Source organism: Winogradskyella litorisediminis (assembly GCF_042675765.1).
GTDB classification, from domain to species: Bacteria; Bacteroidota; Bacteroidia; order Flavobacteriales; family Flavobacteriaceae; genus Winogradskyella; species Winogradskyella litorisediminis.
Window position 1 is genome coordinate 981,082 of sequence record NZ_JBHTJL010000009.1, and the last position, 17,154, is coordinate 998,235.

Sequence of the window (17,154 nt, forward strand, 5' to 3'; positions counted from 1 at the left end):
GGTGTTTAAATTTGAAAGTTAAAAGTAGTAAATCTATTATTTATTGAAAGGTTTTTACATTAAAAGTGGGTTGTAACCTAAGTAGTCTACTTCTTTTTCAGAAAATTTAATATCATAATCCTTTAGTTCTTCTAAAATGGGTTGATAGACTTCTTTGGTAATTGGTATTTGTACGCCAGGTGTAGTAATTTTTTTATTTAAAATGGCTAAAGCTGCTATCGCAACAGGTAAGCCAACGGTTTTTGCCATGGCTGTATAAGTTTGGTCTTCGCCAAGTGTCACCATTGTCGATTCTATTTGGTGACGTTGACCATTTTTTTCGTAGCCAAACTTATGGTACATCACAATCATATCTTTGTCATCTTCGCTAAGCGTCCATTTATCCATTAAAATTTGCTGAAGTATTTGTGCTGGCGTCGCTTTTTTTAGCTTGACCATTTTCTTACTACTAAAAATATCGAGTTCTAAAAATTTTTCCCAAATGATATCATCTTGGTCAATTTTAAGTGCGTGTCTAAATTTCAATTCTACAGAATCTGTAGGGCTATATGCTAAAAACGAATTAATAAAATCGCGATAACTCATATTTTCACTATCATCAATAGTGTAGCTATCGTCGGTCATTCCTAACTGCACAAATACATTCCAAGCACGACTAAAACCAACACGTCTCATGGTGCCGCGGTATAATGTTTTAACCTCGTCTAGCCCATATACAGATTGGTATTTTAAAGAATCACGATTAGCATATGCTTCGAATCTGCCATAATTTTCAACTTCTAAAAATTCGGTGCGTCTAAATAAACGGTGATACGGTATGTATTTATATTGATTTTCTTGTAAAAACTTAGCCGCGCCACCTTGTCCTGCAGTTACAACGTTTCTAGGATTCCAAGTAAACTTATAATTCCAAAGATTTGTGTCGCTTTCGGGAGCAACTAATCCACCTGTAAAAGATTCGAATAAAATCATTTTGCCACCATTATCTCTAATTTGGTCAATAACTTGCATGGCACTCATGTGGTCTATTCCTGGGTCAACGCCAATTTCGTTCATAAACACCAAATTATTGGCTTTGGCATCATCGTCTAACGCTTTCATTTTTTCGCTTACGTAAGACGCGGTGACCATATGTTTTTTATAGGTAATACAATCTTTTGCGGCTTCAATATGGAAACGAGCTGGCAACATCGAAATTACGATTTCCGAATTTTTTATGGCTTCAGTTCGTGATTCGTCATTAAAAACATCTAAATGAATTACAGAGACATTTTTATGTTTGCCGACAAGCTTCTTCGCGTTTTCTACGTTTAAATCTCCGATTGTTATATGAAGTTGTTCTGTCGTAGATTTATCAATAAGATATTTTATAAGATAAGATGAAGACTTTCCTGCACCTATGATTAAAATCTTTCGCATAATGGTCGTTTATGACTAATTTTGTTTAACACGAATGTAAGAAATCCTCAAAGGTTTCAAAGATTATAAATCATAATAATTATGAACAAAAAACTATTAATTGCTGGCACTATATTAGGAATTTTAGGAATCATTTTAGGTGCTTTTGCCGCACATGGACTAGAAAAAGTAGTAAATGAAAACTCTATAAAATCTTTTGAAACAGGTGTGCGTTATCAAATGTACCACGCTTTTTTGCTGTTAATTGTAGCAAACTTTTCTTTTATGACCAATAAAGTAAAATCCAGACTACTTGTTTTAGTTTTAGTTGGAGTACTATTTTTTTCGTTTTCAATATATGGTTTAGCAACAAATGCATTAACTAGTTTTGACTTTAAAAACATTGCTTTTATTACGCCAATAGGTGGATTAATACTAATTTTAGCCTGGGCTTTAATGTTAATGAGTTTCTTAAAAACTAAATTTGATTAACCACTTTTAAAAGTGGCATTCTAAAATAAAGTTTTATTTTTGCAGCATAAAACAACACAACAATTATGGTAAAATCAGACCAATCTACGAAAACGATTTCGTTAGACAGATATGGGATTAAAAACGCAAACGTCCGATACCAATTATCGCCCAAACAACTACAAGCTATTGCCGTTGAAAAAGGGCAAGGTAAAGAAACTGCAAATGGAACACTAGCCGTAAACACAGGCGAATTTACTGGGCGTTCTCCAAAAGATCGTTTTATTGTAAAAGATGATATTACAAAGGACCGTGTTTGGTGGGGCGATATAAATATCCCTTTTGATAGCGATAAATTTAAGAAGTTGTACAATAAAGTCGTTAATTACTTGTCTGAAAAGGAAGTTTTTGTTAGAGATAGTTACGCGTGTGCAGATGATAATTACAAGTTAAAAATCCGTGTCATAAACGAGTATCCTTGGAGTAATATGTTTGCATATAACATGTTTTTAAGACCAACAGAAGAGGAGCTCGAAAGTTTTAATCCAGAATGGACTATTGTTAATGCACCAGGCTTTATGGCAAATGCAGAAGTTGACGGTACACGTCAACACAATTTTGCTATTTTAGATTTTACAAGAAAAATTGCCTTAATTGGCGGAACAGGTTATACAGGTGAAATTAAAAAAGGCATATTTTCTGCATTAAACTTTATACTTCCAGTTTTTAAAAATACCTTACCAATGCATTGTAGTGCAAATGTTGGTAAAGAAGAAGATACGGCAATATTCTTTGGACTTTCTGGAACAGGAAAAACAACTTTATCTACTGATCCAGATAGAAGTTTAATAGGTGATGACGAACACGGTTGGACAAGCGAAAACTCTGTCTTTAATTTTGAAGGCGGTTGCTACGCAAAAGTGATTAATTTATCTGAAGAAGAAGAGCCAGAAATTTTTGGTGCTATAAAACCAGGGGCAATTTTAGAAAACGTCGTTTTTAAAGCCGATGGTAATGTGGATTTTGCGGATACGTCTATTACTCAAAATACAAGAGTTAGTTATCCTATTTATCATATAGACAACATTAAAAAACCTTCAATAGGACATAATCCTAAGAATATTTTCTTTCTAACAGCAGATGCCTTTGGAGTATTGCCTCCAATTTCAAAGTTAACTCCAAGTCAAGCAGCTTATCATTTTATTTCGGGATATACTGCAAAAGTTGCAGGAACAGAAGCCGGTGTTAAAGAACCACAGCCGTCATTTTCGGCATGTTTTGGTGCACCATTTATGCCTTTACATCCTACAAAATATGCTGAAATGCTTAGCCAAAAAATGAAAGACGCCAATGTCAACGTATGGTTAGTAAATACAGGTTGGAGTGGCGGACCATATGGTGTTGGAAGTCGTATGAAATTAAAATATACACGCGCTATGATTACTGCGGTATTGAATGGTGATTTAGGTTTATACAATTATGACGACTACCATATACATTCAGTATTTGGAGTAGCTCAACCAAGAGAATGTCCTGGTGTACCAAGTGGCCTATTAAGTCCAAGACAAACATGGAATGATGATGAAGCGTATTATAAAATGGCATTTAAATTATCAAACGCATTTCGTGAAAATTTTAAACAGTTCGAAGATTATGCTTCTGAAGAAATAAGACGTGGCGGACCACAACGTTACGGGTATTAATTTTAGTTTAATTTAGAGCAAAAAAAAGCGATTTAATTCATTATGAATTAAATCGCTTTTTTATTTATAATTACTAAAGCTTATTTTTTATTAGCCTCTGTTATGTATTTCTTTAAAGCCATAGTCATTGATGGCGTTTCTGGTGTTGGTGCAGCAATATCTACACGTAGGCCTTTTTCTTCAACAGCTTTAATGGTAGTGTTTCCAAAAACTGCAATTCTAGTATCATTTTGTTTAAAATCTGGGAAATTCTGAAATAAAGAATCAATTCCAGAAGGACTAAAGAACACCAAAATATCGTAAGTCACATTTTCTAAATCTGATAAATCACTAATTACCGTTTTGTAAAATGTAGCTTGTGTCCATTTAACACCTAAATTATCTAATGTTTCAGGGATAATAGGTTTTACTTTATCTGTAGTAGGTAGTAAAAACTTTTCGTCTTTATGTTTTTTAATTAAAGGCGATAATTCTTCAAACGTACGTTTACCTACATAGATTTTACGTTTTCTATATACGACATATTTCTGTAAGTAATAAGCAACAGCTTCAGACTGGCAGAAATATTTCAACGAATCTGGTACTTTAAAACGCATTTCGTCTGCGACTCTAAAAAAGTGATCAACAGAATTTCTACTCGTTAAAATAATTGCAGTAAATTTTGAAAGGTCAATTTTTTGTTGTCTTATGTCTTTAGCATCGACACCTTCAACATGTATAAACGGTCTAAAATCTACCTTTACCTTCTGACGTTCTTGCAAATCGAAATAAGGAGAATTTTCAATTTTAGGCTCTGGTTGTGATACCAATATCGTTTTTACTTTCATACTCAAACGCGTTTTTTTAAGCGAAATAATCTTTAATTACCTTATACAAAATAACATAAGGTCCAATTTCGAGAGCGCAAAGATACAATAAAAAATAAAACAAATTTATAATCAATACTTTTTGATAGTCTTTAAAAAATCTTATAAATCCAATAACATTTATTAAAAAAATCAATGTAATTATTGAAAATATTACCATTTTTTTATCAAGAGTAGAAAACAGAAGTAACACATTTCCAGCAAGTAAAACTAAACCTGACACATTTTTATACGTTGCTTTTCTAAACAAATAATTTTTTACCATTTCTGTAATTTCAAAAGCGTGTGCAACCAAACGCTCAAGAGTAATTTTTAAAATTAGCATTAAAAACAAACCAGAAATTAAAAAAATAAGTGCAAGGTTTTCATTTTCAATGTCTTGCAGAAAAATTTTATAACAAATTATAAGAAATAAACCGCAAGAAATTATAAGATTAAGAAATAATATTCCATTAAAAATATCGAGTTTTTTTCGCTCTCTAATATAAAGTTTGGAGTATCTATCGTTCCAAATTACAGATACAAAATCGATAAATCGGGCGCTGAATAATTGACTAGCTAAAACCACAAGTAAAAGGCAAAATACAATTAAGCCTATAAATACATTTTGAGTATAATAATCTCTTAGCATTGCACAAATTTAACGATTAATGTTTAGAATGCTTTTTTTAATTCTTACTCTGTATTCCATCAATATTTATAGCAAATACTTACATTTGCTCAAAATAAAAGGCCATAATGAGCGATGCGCTTGTCATCATACCAACCTTTAACGAAAAGGAAAATATAAAACCTGTAATCGAAGCTGTTTTTGGGTTGCCAAAAATATTTCATGTTTTAGTGGTTGATGACAATTCTCCCGATGGTACTGCAGATATCGTAAAATCTTTACAAAAACAATACAAAGCTCAGTTACATCTTTTATGTAGAGCTGAAAAAAACGGATTAGGTACCGCTTATATTGATGGTTTCAAATGGGCTTTGTCTCAAAACTACGCGTATATCTTTGAGATGGATGCCGATTTTTCTCACAATCCACAAGATCTCGTACGTTTGTATAATAACGCAACATTGCCAAATGTAGATATAGTTGTTGGCTCGCGTTACATCAAAGGCGTAAATGTTGTAAACTGGCCTTTATCACGAATTTTGTTGTCCTATGGCGCATCTTTTTACGTAAAATTAATTACTGGCATGCGTGTGCAAGACCCAACAGCGGGATTTGTGTGTTATACAAGAAAAGTTCTAGAAACTATTAATCTTAATGATGTTAATTTTGTGGGGTATGCCTTTCAAATTGAAATGAAATTTAAAGCCTTTAAAAAAGGCTTTAAAATTGTTGAGATTCCCATTATCTTTACAGATCGAATTAGAGGCAAATCAAAAATGTCTAGCGGTATAATTTCTGAAGCTATTTTTGGTGTAATTAGCCTTAAATGGAATAGTTTATTCAAAAAATAATTTATGACGAATCAAATACTTATAAAAAACGCTAAGATTGTAAACGAAGGCGAAATTTTTGAAGGTGATATACTTATCGAAAATGATATCATTAAAGAAGTTGACGATTCTATAAGTGTAAAATCTGCCGACGTTAAAGTCATTGATGCCGAAGGAAAATACCTCTTCCCTGGTATGATTGACGATCAAGTGCATTTTAGAGAGCCTGGTTTAACACACAAAGCAAATATAGAAACCGAATCTAAAGCGGCTGTTGCTGGCGGAATTACTTCTTTTATTGAGATGCCCAATACAAATCCGCAAACTACAACAATCGAAAAACTTGAAGAAAAGTTTGAAATGGCTGCTAAATCAGCTTATGCTAATTATTCTTTTATGTTTGGTGGTACTAATGATAACCTAGATGAAATTTTAAAGCTCGACCCCAAATCCGTTGCAGGATTAAAATTATTTTTGGGCTCTTCAACAGGAAACATGTTAGTGGATGACCCAAATGTGTTAGAGAAAATTTTTGCTAGCACAGATTTGGTGATTTCAGTGCATTGTGAGGATGAAGATACTATTCGTAAAAATTTAGCAGAGCATATAAAAGAATACGGTGAGGATATTCCAATGGAAAAGCATCCTATTATTCGTAGTGAAGAAGCATGCTACTTATCATCGTCTAAAGCCATTGAGCTTGCCAAAAAGACAGGAGCACGCTTGCATGTTTTTCATTTATCAACTGCTAAGGAAACAGAGTTATTTACAAATAAAATTCCGCTTAAAGACAAAAAAATAACCGCAGAAGTTTGTATTCATCATTTATGGTTTACGGATAAAGATTACAAAACTAAAGGTAGCCGAATAAAGTGGAATCCTGCAGTAAAAACCGAAAATGATAAAGAAGGACTTTGGAAGGCTTTACTTGATGGTCGTATAGATGTCATTGCAACAGACCACGCACCACATACGGATGAAGAAAAAGAAAATATTTACACCAAAGCACCATCTGGCGGACCTTTAGTACAACACGCATTTGTCGCCTTATTAGAGATGTACCACAAGGGAAAAATATCCTTAGAGCAAATAGTACAAAAAACAGCGCATAATCCTGCTATTTTATTTGATGTTGAAAAACGAGGTTACATCAAAGAAGGTTATTATGCAGATTTGGTTTTGGTAGATTTACAAAATCCTTGGACAGTAAATAAAGGCAATATCTTATACAAATGCGGTTGGTCTCCGTTTGAAGGCAATACCTTTAAAAGCCGAATAACACATACTTTTGTTAATGGTCAGTTGGTTTATAATAACTTTAAAGTTTTAGACGTTAAAGCAGCAAAAAGACTGACATTTACAAGATAAATGAAACATCTACTCTACATATTAGTTTTGGGATTAGTTTTTATAGGTTGCGAGCCTGGATTTAGACCAAAAAAACCCGATAATCTTATAGCAAAAGATAAGATGGTAGAGGTCTTATACGATATGTTTGTAGTCACCTCAGCTAAAGGAGTTAACCGTAAAAAGCTTGAGGCCGAAAAGATAAATCCTGAAGCTTATATTTTAGATAAATACAGTATAGATAGCTTACAATTTGCTCAAAGTAATAATTATTATGCTCATGATATAGAGGATTATAAGGCTATTATGGAAAACGTAAAAGCCAGATTAAGCGCGGAAAAACAACGCTATGTTGATATACAAGATGCTGAAAAAGCAGAACTAAAACGAAAAAAAGATTCTATCAGAAATGTTAAAGTAAAGCAACGTGCAAATCCTAATTTGGAAGCAAACTCTTCTTTAAAGAAAATAGATTAAACCTTTTTATCTTTTAAATATAATTCTGAAACTCTTTTAATTGAATCCGTAACAGATTTAAACTCAAAATCTAAAGCATTTTTTATTTTAGAATTATCATGTAATGTGACAGATGTCAGTGTGTTTGCTAATTGCTTCGACAAGCGCCTGCGCTTTCCAAACACTTTTTGTTTTAGCCAATCCAATCGCCATAAAATGGAAAGTTGCCACGGCTTTACCAATTTTTGTTTTTTAGAGACACCTAACGCTTCAGCGGTAATTTCAGTAAAATCTTTAAAGCTCATATTTTCCGAAATTAAAATATAACCTTCGTTTTTAATATCACTTTGCATCAGTTGCACCATAATATCTACAACATCAAACACATCAACATAGCTAGAGCCACCTTTTGTGTAAAATGCTAAGCCTTTGTAAATCTGGTGAAACAAACTGCCACTTCCTCCATTACGCCAAAAACCTGGTCCTAAAATAATCCCAGGATTTACAATTATTGCATCTAAACCTTCTTGTGTTCCTCGCCAAACTTCAAGCTCAGCACCATATTTTGTAATAGCGTAAACGCTATTGTCGTCTTCGGGATTCCAAGCCGTATCTTCAATTATTAATATTTCAGGGTTTACTGTTTGTCCGATAGCTGCAATCGAACTCACGTAGCATAATTTTTTAATTTTATTTGTAATACACAGGTTTACTATGTTTGCTGTACCTTCAATATTAATTTTACGTAATTCAGGATATTTGTTTGGTTCAAATGAAATAAATGCGGCACAGTGATAAACGTATTCAACATCTTTAAATACTTTTTGTAGTCTTGGGATATCGATGATATCAGCTTCAACCCATTCAATTTTACTGTAAAGCGTTTCCCAATTTTCAGAATAATAGCTAAACACATGTTTTACGGCGTCTAATTTATGAGCACGTCTGTAAGTTGCTCTTATTTTTTCTTCGGTCTGAAGTAATTTGTAAAGCAAATGAGAACCTACTAAACCTGTTCCGCCAGTGACTAAAATCATAAAAAATAGATTGAGTTTTCTATATAAAAATCTCGATTATTGAGTAAAGTTACGCTTTTTTGCATTTGTCTTTTGTGTTTTGCAGTGGAAACATATCTTTGCCAAACTAATTTTGAAATTAAACATCTGATGGATAAGAATTTTGTTGAAGAGTTAAAATGGAGAGGCATGTTGCACGACAGTATGCCAGGCGTTGAAGAGCATTTAGCCGAAACTATGCGAAGCGCTTACGTGGGTTTTGATCCAACGGCAGATTCTCTCCATATCGGAAATTTGGTTCCAATTATGTTATTAGCTCATTACCAACGTTGCGGACACCAACCAGTGGCTTTAGTTGGTGGTGCAACAGGTATGATTGGTGACCCATCAGGAAAATCTAGCGAGCGTAATTTGTTAGACGAAACAACTTTGCGTCATAATCAAGAAGCAATTAAACTGCAATTAGCTCATTTTTTAGATTTTGAAAGTGATGCACCAAACGCAGCAAAATTGGTAAATAATTATGACTGGATGAAGGAATTTTCATTCCTAGAATTTATACGTGATGTTGGTAAGCACATCACCGTAAACTACATGATGGCTAAGGACTCTGTGAAGAATAGAATTTCTGGAGAATCGTCCAGTGACGGAATGAGTTTTACCGAATTCACCTACCAATTGGTACAAGGCTACGACTTTTTACACCTATATAGAGCGGATAATTGCACCATACAAATGGGCGGAAGCGACCAATGGGGAAATATTACGACTGGCACAGAATTGATTCGTCGTATTGGTAATGGAAAGGGTTTTGCAATTACATGTCCATTAATTACTAAAAGTGATGGTTCTAAATTTGGTAAGTCCGAAGGCGGAAATGTTTGGTTAGATGCTAAGCGCACATCGCCTTATAAGTTTTACCAATATTGGTTAAATTCTAGTGATGAAGATGCAGAAAAGTATATCAAGATTTTTACATTTTTAAATCAAGAAGAGGTTGAAACTATTGTTGAAACTCATAAAGAAGCACCGCATTTAAGAGGACTTCAAAAGCGATTAGCACAAGAGATTACTTCGATGGTTCATTCTGAAGACGATTTTAAAAATGCTGAAAAAGCATCTAACGTTTTATTCAGCAAGTCATTTAAAACAGATATTGCAACTATAGACGAAAAAACGTTTTTAGATGTCTTTGAAGGTGTGCCTCAAGCAGAAATTTCTAAGGCAGATTTTGATGCAGGTTTAGATATGATTGCAGCTTTAGCAGCCAAAACAGATTTTTTAAGCTCTAATGGCGAAGCACGTCGCGCACTTAAAGAAAACTCCGTCTCTGTAAACAAAGAGAAAGTAAACGAAGATTATATCATTTCTTCAGAAGATTTAATAAATGGTAAGTATGTTATCCTTAATAAAGGGAAACGTATTACTTACATCATTAAAGTAGTTTAGTTTTATGGAAAAAAAATGCCCGGAGAAGTCTCCGAGCATTTTCAACCAATCAATCAACTTTCAACTATTTATTAATTTTCTTTTTCATAGAAACTTAATGTCAAAAAAATTAATTTTTAATAGCCTCCCAATTTAAGTCGGCTTTTTTCTGTAAACCTTTCACATTATTTTTTTTCCATTTTTTTAGTGTATTTATTCCCCATGAATTGTAGAATAGATAAAGCTTTCCGTCTCTAATTTCAAATGTTTCGGGGTCAATATCCACTTTTTTAGAATCGACCGCAATGGCATAAGCGCAATAGCCGCCGTATTGTGGAATGTATTTTTTTGGAGTCTTTAAAAATGCATTTAAATTTTCTTTAGAAGAAAATTTATACTTTACATTATCATAAGTGGTTTCGTATTTTTTATCACCTACAACGGCCTTATTTTTAAAATAAGCAACCACGTCATAGCCTTCTGCAACATAGCCACGTTTAAGATTGTAATCGATGGATTGTGCATTTAAGCTAAAAACGGAAAGACATAATATAGCTAATGTAAGTTTCATAGTTTCTAATTTTCACTTAAGACGAAAACAAACGATAGAACTTACAAAACCATTAGGTTACATCCGCGAATATCAGAATTGTCAAAACGGCCTAAAACTTCAAACGAATTATCGCTGTAAACTTTACCTAAGTCTTGTGTGGCAATAAATGAGCACGAATTGATATTAGCCAAATCTATTATATTTAATCCGCCAGATTTTCCTTTAGATTGAATGGTGAGTGCATCTTCAGTATCGCGCGTTAAAACTTTCATCCATGGCGGACAATTAAATATTCCGTTACCCTTTGAATAAGCTTGGCTAAGAAGCTCAGTCATGCCATATTCACTATGAATTTTATTAACTCCAAAACCCTTTTTTAAAATCTCATGCAGCTCTGTTCGTATCATTTCTTTTCTACGACCTTTCATGCCACCCGTTTCCATAATAATGGAATTATTTAATTTTATTTTGAAGCTTTCAACAATATCTAACAAAGCAAATGACACCCCAATAAGTAATGTTTTTTGACCTTCGGCTTCAAGGTTTTTTAATGTGTGAACGATTTCACTTAAATTGTTAAGATAAAAGCCGCTTTTAGGATGTTTGGAGGCTTTAATCAAATCATCTGCCATATAAATTAAAGAAGATCCATCACGCTCTAGGTAACTTGGCAGAAGTGCTAAAACAGCATATTGTTCAATATTTCCATAAAAATGACTAAACCCTTTTTTAAAGCTTTTTTGGTAAATCTCTAAATCGGTAACATGATGTTTACTTGTTGTACTTCCTGTAGTACCAGAACTCGTAAAGGTTTTTTGTATAGGATGTCTTGCGCTTAAAACCTCATGGGATTTAAAAAACTGAATGGGTAAAAACGGGATGTCTTCAATAGTATTTATGTCGGAAGGATGCTTAAATAACAAATCGCAAAATGAACGATAGACTGGATTATTTTCAAACTGAAATTTAAAGACCTTTAAGGCTAATTCTTTAAATTCTTTTTCTGAAGTTATATTGAAAATTCTGTCCGTTTCTATCATGTTGTAAAATTAAGCAAAACAAAAAGCGCTACCAATGGGTAGCGCTTTTTAGACTTAAAAAATCTTTATGCTTATCTAATCACTAATTTCTTAGTGCTTGTTGCACCATCTTGAGTGATTCTTAATAAATAGATTCCTGACTTTAAGTTAGAAACGTTTAATCTGTTATTAGAAATTGTTTCGTTTTTAACTTTTTTTCCTAACATATCGTAAACTGTTACAGTCATTGCTGTAGTGTTTATAGAAGAAATAGTAATTTCTCCGGTGTTTGTTGGGTTAGGGAAGATTGAGAATTGATTTTCATTAAAATCATTTACAGATAATGCTGTTTCATTACTTCTACCTGGAGAAAATGCTTCAGGATTAGACATAATTGAAGTATGCTCTACAAAAGCACCTGTAAAGTCAGGATTTCTTGCTATAGATTGATTGTTGCCTGCTTCTCCGCCATAGGTTACACTAGCAACAATTACACCAGAGTTATTCGTTATAGTTACGGTGTCTCCGCCGTTGTTAAGACCTAAGCTTCCGCTAGAAGCTACAGAATTTGTGTTAGCTCGGTTGCTTACCATTCCGCCACCAAAAATAGTATAATAGTCACCTGCAGCAATAGTGGCTCCAACTGGGAATGTGTGTCTTACCTGTGTAAGATCTGAGATTGTATAACCTTCAAGATTTATATCATCTACTCCTGTATTATAGATTTCAATGAATTCGTCTTCTGTAGTGCTTACTGTACCGTCGCCGTTGGCATCGCCTGTAGTTCCATCAGGATCTGCCAAAATTTCATTAATTACAATAAATTGAGGATCGCAGTTTGTAGCTGGAACCATTCCTGAAAGCGTTGTGCCGTCACAATCACCGCCATTTATTGTTATGTCCCAAGCATCTCCTTCAGATAAACCAAGAAGCGTAATTGTACCGTCAGCAGTAATGCTTGGGTCATCTCCTGAAATAACAGCTTGGACAGAAGTTGTTATATTAACTATTGTATTTTCTACACCGGTATAAGGTATGTTAACTGTAACTTGATCATTGTTGGCACCAGAATTGTTTGTATCACATGTGTAAGTAGCAGTTCCTAAAGTAATATCGCAAACAGCACAACTAGATGGAACTACCATACCAAGTGATGGACAATTTCCAAAGGCATCTAAAGATACATTAGAAAGATTCCATCCAGAATATCCATCAGCACCATCATCTAAATATTGTACGCCAATGTATACATTTGTTCCTGTAGCCATAGATAAGTTAACATCATAAGAACCTGCATCTGTTATTGTTTGTGCAGTTGTCCATGAGGTTGTAGAAGGACAGCCGCTATAAGAATCTGTATATGCGAATACCAAGTCTGTAACTCCAAAACTTTCTGTAGCATCAAAAGATAGAGCTAAATCAGTAACTCCAGTCATATCTAAAGGTCCAAAAACCATCCAGGTTTCTATCGATTCAGTACAACCACCACCACAGAAACCATTCATAGAATATGTTCCGTTAGATAAAGACCACTCATCAGATTGTGAGTTTGGTGTTACAACAACCAGTTCAAAATTATTCATTCCATTGCTTAAATCAAAGCAAGTATTTGGTATTGGGTCACATTCAGCCGCAGGAACAGTACCTGATACAGAAAATGTATCACAATCACCTCCGTTTAAAACAATATCCCATGAATCTCCTTCGATTAAGTTTGTAATTGAGATAGTTCCATCAGCAGTTGTAGCTGGGTTATCTCCAGTTACAGTACCGCCACTAGTTGTCGTTACAGAAGTAATACCCATATCAGAGCCAGTGTAAGGAATATTAACTATAACAGAATCATTGGTATCGCCAACATTGTTAGAATTACAAGTATAAGACGCCGTGCCTAGAATTACACCGCAAGATGTAGAAAAATTTGTCCATGTAATATCATCGATTGTTACTTGACCATCGCTATTGTTTGCGCTGATAAACTTTAAAACAAAATTCCCAGGCTGATTAACTGTTATCGTTCCTGAATTTTGCACAGTACCATCTGTAGAAGTTACGTTCCCTACAATTACATCATTTACTAAAACATTAAGATTTACATTTGTACTAAATGTTCTTTGGTAATTGAAAGAAAGAGTGCCAATTCCTCCGGAAATTGTCCCTGAGAAAACTTCAGCTTGTGGACTTCTGTTTCTTCCAAGCATAATAGATTTTCCAGTTATGCTTTGGTCTCCGCGCGATTGATTGTATGTCCAAGTTGAACCATCTTGACCCTCAAAAGTGCCATTAGCATATGACGTGCCTGTTTCTGCAAAATTGTCAAAAGTTTCAGTGCCTTGACAAAAACCAGCAGCAGAAAATAAAATTGTTAATAATAAAAAGTAAAGTTTTTTCATAATAGATAATTAATTTAAAAGTGCTACAAATATACAAATAGGCGCGTTGTTTTTGAGCTCAAAAACTCAAATTAAGGTCATATTTACAATAACTTAATATAGAATTTCAGTTTGTCGAACATTTAGGTATTTGAACCTATGCATTCGTTTTAAATCATCAATTTTTCTTTTTAACTTGGCATAAGCGATATATGATTTATATTTACAATTGAATAAAAATTTTCATTTTGAAAAAAAGTAATATCAAAATATTATTGGTTGATGATGAGACCGATATTTTAGAAATTGTAGGCTACAATTTATCTTCTGAAGGTTATCAGGTGATGACAGCCGAAAATGGAGTTGAAGCAGTAGAGAAAGCCAAATCTTATAAGCCACATCTAATTATTTTGGATGTAATGATGCCAGAGATGGATGGTATTGAGGCTTGTGAAAAAATTAGGGAAATTCCGGACTTACAAAACGTTATCATTACTTTTTTAACAGCAAGAGGAGAAGACTATTCTCAAGTGGCAGGTTTTGATGCTGGTGCAGATGATTATATTACAAAACCCATAAAACCAAAAGTTTTGGTAAGTAAAGTTAAGGCTTTGCTTAGACGTCTTAAAGAAACAGAATCTAATACCGACAGTATAACCAAAATAGGTAATCTTATTATCAATAGAGAAGAATATAAAATTACCAAAAAAGGCAAAGAAATTATACTGCCAAGAAAAGAGTTCGAATTGTTATCTTTACTAGCAACCAAGCCCAATAAAGTGTTTAAACGCGAAGAAATCCTAAACAAAGTTTGGGGTAATGAGGTTGTTGTTGGTGGTAGAACTATCGATGTACACATCCGTAAACTTCGTGAAAAAATTGGTGATAAATCCTTTAAAACCGTTAAAGGCGTTGGTTACAAGTTTGTAGACTAATGCAAAATTCTCTCAAAAAAACATATAAGTTTGCTATAAAAACTTCAGCCTTCATAACCATTTTGGCTAGTATTTTTATGGCATTATTTTTATACTATTTTCATGATTTAGATAGTGAGTTTTTTTTGTTTCCTTTTGCATGTTTCGCTATATGTTTTGTAGTAACGCAATACAGAGTAGAGCGTTTTATTTACCGACGTGTAAAAAAAATCTATGACGATTTAACGCTGTTAGAATCAAAAGATTTTAGGCAACATCCCATAACCACAGACATGTCTACACTAACTAAAGAAATTGATAGATATGCTAAAGGAAAAAAAATTGAAATTGAAACTTTAAAAGTTCGTGAAGAGTACAGAAAAGAATTTTTAGGAAACGTTTCTCACGAGCTTAAAACACCACTTTTCACAGTTCAAGGCTACATAGAGACATTATTAGATGGTGCCATTGATGATAAAAAGGTTCGTAAAAAATACCTTAGTCGCGCAAGTAAAGGAGTAGAACGCTTAACCTATATTCTTAAGGATTTAGATATGATTACCAAACTCGAAGTTGGTGATTTAAGTTTAGAATATGAAAAATTTGATATTGTTGAAGTTGTACAAAACGTTTTCGATTTGTTTGAAATGAAAGCAGCGAAAAAGAAAATTACACTCACCTTTGATATCGATTATAAAACGCCAATTTACGTACATGCAGATAAAGAGCGTATTCAACAAATATTAAGCAATCTTATCGTTAATTCTATAAAATACGGATTAGACTTTGGCACCACTGAGGTTAGCGTTGAAAATCTTATAAAAAATAAAGTTATTGTCAGGGTTACCGATAATGGTGAAGGTATAGAAAAAGAACATATTAGCCGATTATTTGAGCGTTTTTACCGTGTCGATAAAAGCGGCTCTCGTAAAGAAGGTGGCTCTGGTTTGGGACTTTCTATTGTAAAGCATATTATCGAAGCACACAACGAAAAAATTTATGTAGAAAGTGAGCCTGGTGTTGGTAGTGAGTTTTCGTTTACTCTAGAAAAGGCTGAATAAATTTTCAAAATCAATTACACTTTCTTTAAACTTAAATCCTGAAAAATTAGGATTCCATTCTAAATCTTTAGCAGTAATATTATCTTGAAGAAAACTTGGAATAATTTTAAGTTTTAAAAAATATTCTGCTAAATACAATTGTTCAAATTGTCCAGGTGTTGGAATAAAGATTGCTTTTTTTTTGAGCTTGGCTAAGTCCATAATTGTTGTGTAGCCCGAACGAGAAATAACCAACTTACTTTTAATAATTGTAGATTCTAACTCGATACTTGTCATAAAATTATAGAGCTTAATATTCTTAATTTCAGTTATGTTTTGTTCTTCTTCAACAATTCCTCTTACAATTACAATGTTTTCTTTTTTAGATTTTAAAAGCGAAATTAATTTACCTTCTAGAATGCTTCGTTGAGGTTCGGGACCAGAAAGAATCACTAATTTATCAATAGTCTCTTCAGACATTTCTCTATGAAATCGGCTCAATGGTCCAATATATTTCAGGTTGGGAAACTTTGCTTTCGGATGCCCGAGTTTTCCGCTTAAATTTGGTTTGCTTTCAAAATCAGGTATCCAACATTCATCAAATTTTGCGATGATATTTTGATGAATTTTACTTGTCAACCAAGTCGTATTTCCGCTTAAAACATTAATCTGATGCGTTATATAAACACAAGGAATTTCGTTGTGCCAAACACCAAAACGATTATCAGAAATAATTCCAGTTAATTTTTCGGTTTCAACAATTTTTTTTACAACTGCTTTTTCACGTTTAATTGTTTTTAAAAAATGCGGAATAGATTTTAAAAAGTGCCATTTTAAATGCTTTTCATTTTTAGGATATGAAATATTATATGATGGTAATTCAAAGAACTTTAAAATAGGAAACTCTTTTTTTAATAAATCTAAAGCCGCGCCATCAGAAGCTATAATCGGTTCAAAATTATGCTCTAGCAAAGCCTTAATTATAGGAATACAACGCGTAGCATGACCCAAACCCCAATGCAAAGGTGCTACCAGAATTCTTTTTTGTTCAGGATTGGTTGTCATTTTATGGTTATAGTTAGAAGAGGATTCAGCTGTAATTGCCACTTATTTTTAAAATGTCGATTATTG

The 17,154-nt window shown here is 33.3% G+C and carries 16 protein-coding genes; 8 read left to right on the forward strand and 8 right to left on the reverse strand.

What is annotated here, in order from left to right:
- Positions 1-54: 54 nt before the first annotated feature.
- Positions 55-1,419, reverse strand: a complete 1,365-nt coding sequence (locus ACFQ1Q_RS06705) for a saccharopine dehydrogenase family protein (protein ID WP_386129233.1) — start codon at positions 1,417-1,419, stop codon at positions 55-57.
- Between the two features lie 81 nt (positions 1,420-1,500).
- On the opposite strand from ACFQ1Q_RS06705, the gene ACFQ1Q_RS06710 reads away from it, so the two are divergent.
- Together ACFQ1Q_RS06710 and pckA are read left to right on the forward strand one after the other, a co-directional pair.
- A complete protein-coding gene (locus ACFQ1Q_RS06710; protein WP_386129235.1) occupies positions 1,501-1,890 on the forward strand; it encodes a DUF423 domain-containing protein in 390 nt (129 codons plus the stop codon).
- A 65-nt stretch (positions 1,891-1,955) separates the two neighbouring features.
- Complete coding sequence (gene pckA, locus ACFQ1Q_RS06715; RefSeq protein WP_386129237.1) at positions 1,956-3,572, forward strand: phosphoenolpyruvate carboxykinase (ATP); 1,617 nt, start codon at positions 1,956-1,958, stop codon at positions 3,570-3,572.
- A gap of 80 nt (positions 3,573-3,652) precedes the next feature.
- Here the strand turns inward: pckA and ACFQ1Q_RS06720 are convergent, their stop codons facing one another.
- Entirely contained in the window at positions 3,653-4,399 is a 747-nt protein-coding gene (locus ACFQ1Q_RS06720) for a uroporphyrinogen-III synthase (protein ID WP_386129239.1), read from the reverse strand.
- Positions 4,400-4,415: 16 nt separating this feature from the next.
- Positions 4,416-5,069, reverse strand: a complete 654-nt coding sequence (locus ACFQ1Q_RS06725; protein ID WP_386129241.1) for a DUF4271 domain-containing protein — start codon at positions 5,067-5,069, stop codon at positions 4,416-4,418.
- A 107-nt stretch (positions 5,070-5,176) separates the two neighbouring features.
- On the opposite strand from ACFQ1Q_RS06725, the gene ACFQ1Q_RS06730 reads away from it, so the two are divergent.
- The 3 genes from ACFQ1Q_RS06730 to ACFQ1Q_RS06740 are packed head-to-tail and all read left to right on the forward strand — an operon-like array spanning position 5,177 to position 7,702.
- Positions 5,177-5,899, forward strand: coding sequence for a polyprenol monophosphomannose synthase (locus tag ACFQ1Q_RS06730; RefSeq protein ID WP_386129242.1), 723 nt, complete (start codon positions 5,177-5,179; stop codon positions 5,897-5,899).
- A 3-nt stretch (positions 5,900-5,902) separates the two neighbouring features.
- Positions 5,903-7,246, forward strand: coding sequence for a dihydroorotase (locus ACFQ1Q_RS06735; protein WP_386129244.1), 1,344 nt, complete (start codon positions 5,903-5,905; stop codon positions 7,244-7,246).
- Positions 7,247-7,702 (forward strand): DUF4296 domain-containing protein, encoded by a 456-nt coding sequence (locus tag ACFQ1Q_RS06740; protein ID WP_386129245.1) that lies wholly within the window; start codon positions 7,247-7,249, stop codon positions 7,700-7,702. It abuts the gene before it with no gap.
- Here the strand turns inward: ACFQ1Q_RS06740 and ACFQ1Q_RS06745 are convergent.
- Positions 7,699-8,718, reverse strand: coding sequence for an NAD-dependent epimerase/dehydratase family protein (locus ACFQ1Q_RS06745; RefSeq protein ID WP_386129247.1), 1,020 nt, complete (start codon positions 8,716-8,718; stop codon positions 7,699-7,701). The two genes, ACFQ1Q_RS06740 and ACFQ1Q_RS06745, sit on opposite strands and share 4 nt — an antisense overlap.
- Before the next feature lie 129 nt (positions 8,719-8,847).
- On the opposite strand from ACFQ1Q_RS06745, the gene tyrS reads away from it, so the two are divergent.
- The gene (gene tyrS / locus ACFQ1Q_RS06750) at positions 8,848-10,146 is read left to right on the forward strand and encodes a tyrosine--tRNA ligase (RefSeq protein WP_386129249.1); all 1,299 of its coding nucleotides are present in this window, start codon (positions 8,848-8,850) and stop codon (positions 10,144-10,146) included.
- A gap of 109 nt (positions 10,147-10,255) precedes the next feature.
- Here the strand turns inward: tyrS and ACFQ1Q_RS06755 are convergent, their stop codons facing one another.
- The 3 genes from ACFQ1Q_RS06755 to ACFQ1Q_RS06765 all read right to left on the reverse strand — a co-directional run bounded on the left by ACFQ1Q_RS06755 (position 10,256) and on the right by ACFQ1Q_RS06765 (position 14,090).
- The gene (locus ACFQ1Q_RS06755) at positions 10,256-10,696 is read right to left on the reverse strand and encodes a YHS domain-containing (seleno)protein (protein WP_386129251.1); all 441 of its coding nucleotides are present in this window, start codon (positions 10,694-10,696) and stop codon (positions 10,256-10,258) included.
- Between the two features lie 41 nt (positions 10,697-10,737).
- Positions 10,738-11,718, reverse strand: coding sequence for a LuxE/PaaK family acyltransferase (locus ACFQ1Q_RS06760; RefSeq protein WP_386129253.1), 981 nt, complete (start codon positions 11,716-11,718; stop codon positions 10,738-10,740).
- A gap of 71 nt (positions 11,719-11,789) precedes the next feature.
- Positions 11,790-14,090 carry a lamin tail domain-containing protein gene (locus ACFQ1Q_RS06765; protein ID WP_386129255.1) on the reverse strand — a complete coding sequence of 767 codons (2,301 nt, stop codon included), beginning with the start codon at positions 14,088-14,090 and terminating at the stop codon, positions 11,790-11,792.
- Between the two features lie 227 nt (positions 14,091-14,317).
- On the opposite strand from ACFQ1Q_RS06765, the gene ACFQ1Q_RS06770 reads away from it, so the two are divergent.
- Positions 14,318-15,004, forward strand: a complete 687-nt coding sequence (locus tag ACFQ1Q_RS06770; RefSeq protein ID WP_386129257.1) for a response regulator transcription factor — start codon at positions 14,318-14,320, stop codon at positions 15,002-15,004.
- The gene (locus ACFQ1Q_RS06775) at positions 15,004-16,044 is read left to right on the forward strand and encodes a sensor histidine kinase (RefSeq protein WP_386129259.1); all 1,041 of its coding nucleotides are present in this window, start codon (positions 15,004-15,006) and stop codon (positions 16,042-16,044) included. The genes ACFQ1Q_RS06770 and ACFQ1Q_RS06775 overlap by 1 nt, the downstream gene beginning before the upstream one ends.
- Here ACFQ1Q_RS06775 and ACFQ1Q_RS06780 read toward each other — a convergent pair.
- Positions 16,027-17,130, reverse strand: a complete 1,104-nt coding sequence (locus tag ACFQ1Q_RS06780) for a glycosyltransferase (protein WP_386129261.1) — start codon at positions 17,128-17,130, stop codon at positions 16,027-16,029. The genes ACFQ1Q_RS06775 and ACFQ1Q_RS06780 overlap by 18 nt on opposite strands.
- Between the last annotated feature and the right edge of the window lie 24 nt (positions 17,131-17,154).

Coding starts and splice junctions, on each gene's coding strand:
- ACFQ1Q_RS06705 (WP_386129233.1), bottom strand. CDS start 1,419: ATGCGAAAGATTTTAATCATAGGTGCAGGAAAGTCTTCATCTTATCTT.
- ACFQ1Q_RS06710 (WP_386129235.1), top strand. CDS start 1,501: ATGAACAAAAAACTATTAATTGCTGGCACTATATTAGGAATTTTAGGA.
- pckA (WP_386129237.1), top strand. CDS start 1,956: ATGGTAAAATCAGACCAATCTACGAAAACGATTTCGTTAGACAGATAT.
- ACFQ1Q_RS06720 (WP_386129239.1), bottom strand. CDS start 4,399: ATGAAAGTAAAAACGATATTGGTATCACAACCAGAGCCTAAAATTGAA.
- ACFQ1Q_RS06725 (WP_386129241.1), bottom strand. CDS start 5,069: ATGCTAAGAGATTATTATACTCAAAATGTATTTATAGGCTTAATTGTA.
- ACFQ1Q_RS06730 (WP_386129242.1), top strand. CDS start 5,177: ATGAGCGATGCGCTTGTCATCATACCAACCTTTAACGAAAAGGAAAAT.
- ACFQ1Q_RS06735 (WP_386129244.1), top strand. CDS start 5,903: ATGACGAATCAAATACTTATAAAAAACGCTAAGATTGTAAACGAAGGC.
- ACFQ1Q_RS06740 (WP_386129245.1), top strand. CDS start 7,247: ATGAAACATCTACTCTACATATTAGTTTTGGGATTAGTTTTTATAGGT.
- ACFQ1Q_RS06745 (WP_386129247.1), bottom strand. CDS start 8,718: ATGATTTTAGTCACTGGCGGAACAGGTTTAGTAGGTTCTCATTTGCTT.
- tyrS (WP_386129249.1), top strand. CDS start 8,848: ATGGATAAGAATTTTGTTGAAGAGTTAAAATGGAGAGGCATGTTGCAC.
- ACFQ1Q_RS06755 (WP_386129251.1), bottom strand. CDS start 10,696: ATGAAACTTACATTAGCTATATTATGTCTTTCCGTTTTTAGCTTAAAT.
- ACFQ1Q_RS06760 (WP_386129253.1), bottom strand. CDS start 11,718: ATGATAGAAACGGACAGAATTTTCAATATAACTTCAGAAAAAGAATTT.
- ACFQ1Q_RS06765 (WP_386129255.1), bottom strand. CDS start 14,090: ATGAAAAAACTTTACTTTTTATTATTAACAATTTTATTTTCTGCTGCT.
- ACFQ1Q_RS06775 (WP_386129259.1), top strand. CDS start 15,004: ATGCAAAATTCTCTCAAAAAAACATATAAGTTTGCTATAAAAACTTCA.